Below are 2,806 nucleotides of genomic sequence, written 5' to 3'. Positions count from 1 at the left end.
GTCGAACAGGACCTCCAGCAACGGACGCGGCAGCAGCCCATCGATCGCTTCTGCGCAACGCTTCACGGTGTCGGCGAACACCGGCTCGGTGTCGAACAATTCGCGCGCCATCCCCGGGTACTGGCTGCCCTGCCCCGTGAACAACCACGCGGTCTTCGGCGGGTCACCGCACTCGCCACGCACCGCACCCGGTCCTAACCGGTTCTCGGCCAATCCGGCCAAGAGCTCGCGGGCACCCTGAACCGAATCCACCACGAGCGCGGCCCGGTGCTCGAAATGCGAACGCCCGGCCCCGGCGGTGAAGCACACATCAGCGATGTCGACGTCTGGGTGCGCCTCCAACCAGGTTCCATATCGCTGCGCCAACGCCACCAGCGCCTCCGGTGACCGCGCCGACAACGGCAACACGCCGACCGATTCTTGTGTGATGGTCGGCTCCTGTGCCGACGCGCCGTCGCCTGACGAAAATTCTTCTGCGACTGCCGATTGTGGTGGCGCCTCCTCGATCAGCACGTGTGCGTTCGTGCCGGAGAACCCGAAGGAACTTGTTCCGGCGCGACGCGGCCTGCCGTTGGCCTGCCACGGAATCGCCTTGTCCACCACCCGCACCGGCAGCGAGTCCCACGGAATGTTCGGCGACGGGTTCTCGAAGTGCAGGTTCTGCGGCAGAACTTCGTGCTGCAAAGACAGCACGACCTTGATCAGGCCGGCGATCCCCGCTGCCGATTCGAGGTGCCCGATGTTGGTCTTCGCCGATCCGATCAGCAGCGGCCGGTTCGGGTCACGGCCGACCCCATAGGCGGCCGCGGCGGCCTGGACCTCGATCGGGTCGCCCAGCGAGGTGCCCGTGCCGTGCGCCTCGAGGTAGTCGACGTCCCCGCCTACGAGGCCGGCGCGAGCCAGCGTTGCGGCGATAAGCCGTTGCTGCGCACCACCATTCGGCACCGTCAAACCACTGGAAGCGCCGTCCTGATTGACCGCGCTGCCCCGGATGACCGCGCAAATCTGATCGCCGTCGCGCTCGGCATCGCTGAGCCGCTTGAGCACCAGAATCCCGCAGCCTTCACTGCGCGCGTAGCCGTTCGCGGCGGCGTCGAAGGTCTTGCATCGGCCGTCGGCGGCAAGCATTCTGGCGCGCGCGGTGGCAACGATCGATGCCGGACTCACCAAGACATTCACCCCACCGGCCAGCGCCAAATCGCAGTCACCGGAATGCAATGCCTGGCAGGCCTGATGGACGGCCACCAGCGACGCGCTGCACGCGGTATCCACCGCCATCGCCGGCCCTTCCAGCCCGAGCGCGAACGCTACCCGGCCCGCGATGACGTTGAGCGCATTGCCGGTGATGAAATGGGCTTCGATGGTCTCGACCGAGTTGGCGTTCAGCAGCTGCGAATACTCGTTAGCAGCCACCCCCACGAACACGCCGGTTCGGCTGCCGCGCAACGACGCAGGCGAATACCCGGCGCGTTCCAGGCCCTCCCACGCAATTTCCAGCATCAACCGCTGCTGCGGATCCATCCACACGGCCTCGCGCGGGGAGATGCCGAAGAACTCCGGATCGAATCCGTCGATGCTGTCGAGGTATCCGCCGTAGCGCGTGTAGATCTTGCCCGGCGCCTCGGGATCCGGGTCGTAGTACTCGTCGACGTCGAAGCGGTCGTCCGGGATCTCCCGGATCGCGTCGACACCGCCGGACAGCAACTCCCAGTACGCCTCGGGGTCGGGGGCGCCCGGAAAGCGGCAGGCGACCGCGACGATAGCGATCGGTTCATCATTGCGCATCGTCACTACCGCAGCCGGCTGGGCCGGTGCCGGTGCGCTGGGCGCCGGTGTGCCGATGCTGAGGACGTCGCCGAGCAGGAAGTCGGCCACGTCGACCAGACGTGGATAGTCCATCGCCAGGGTCGACGGCAATTCCTTGCCCACGGACTGCTCGAGCCGGCGCCGCAGTTCCACGGCCATCAGCGAATCCATGCCGACGTCGAAGAAGCCGGCCTCGTCGCGGATCTCCGCCGCATCGATCCGGGTCACCTCCGCGACGACGTCGCGCAGATAATCCACGACAAGTTTCTTCCGCTGCTGCGCCGGAGCGAGGGTGAGCTGCTCGACCAATTGGGTGGTCCCCGACGCAGCCGGTGCCAGCGCCGCCTCGGGCACCTCACGCTGCAACTGCGCGAAGAATAACCGCTTCCCCGCCACCTGGTAGAGCGGCAGGAAGCTGGCCCAGTCGATCCGGGCCACAACCCCGTGTGAAGCGCCCTTGCCTGAAGACGCCATGAGTTCGGCCATCCCCGCCAATGCATCGGCAGGCGACAATGGCCGGACACCCCGCTTATCCAGTTCCGCGCGGGCGGCCTCGTCGGCCATGCCCGCCCCTAACCACGGACCGAAGTTGACGCTGATCCCGGGAACACCCTGCTCGCGCTGCCGCCAGGCCAACCCGTCGAGGAAGGCGTTGGCCGCGCTGTAAGCAGTCTGGCCGCCGGCGCCCCATACCCCGGCAATCGAGGAGGTGCTGAGGAAGAAGTCCAGCTTCAGGTCCGCGGTAGCTTCGCTCAAATTCCAAGCACCCCAGACCTTCCCGGCGAACACTCGATCAACTTCGGCTTGATGAGATTCGAAGTCCAAGGCTTGCAGCGGGGTGGTGCTGATCTCGCCTGCGGCGTGCACGACGCCGGCCAGCGATGGCAGTTCGGCCCGCACAGTGGCCAAGACACGAGCGACGTCGTGCGGGTTGGCGACGTCGGCCGTGATGACCCGGACTTCGCAGCCGGATTGTTCGCGTATCACGTCGATGCGCTGT

At 66.7% G+C, this 2,806-nt stretch carries 1 protein-coding gene; it reads right to left on the bottom strand.

All coding sequences use genetic code 11. The features are described from left to right. Positions 1–2,806: type I polyketide synthase (locus ACLP4W_RS22385; protein ID WP_442389612.1), on the bottom strand; the 2,806-nt coding region annotated here is incomplete at both ends.

This window comes from Mycobacterium sp. (assembly GCF_052145595.1).
In the GTDB taxonomy this organism is placed as follows: domain Bacteria; phylum Actinomycetota; class Actinomycetes; order Mycobacteriales; family Mycobacteriaceae; genus Mycobacterium.
This window is presented reverse-complemented; position numbering and strand designations above follow the sequence as displayed.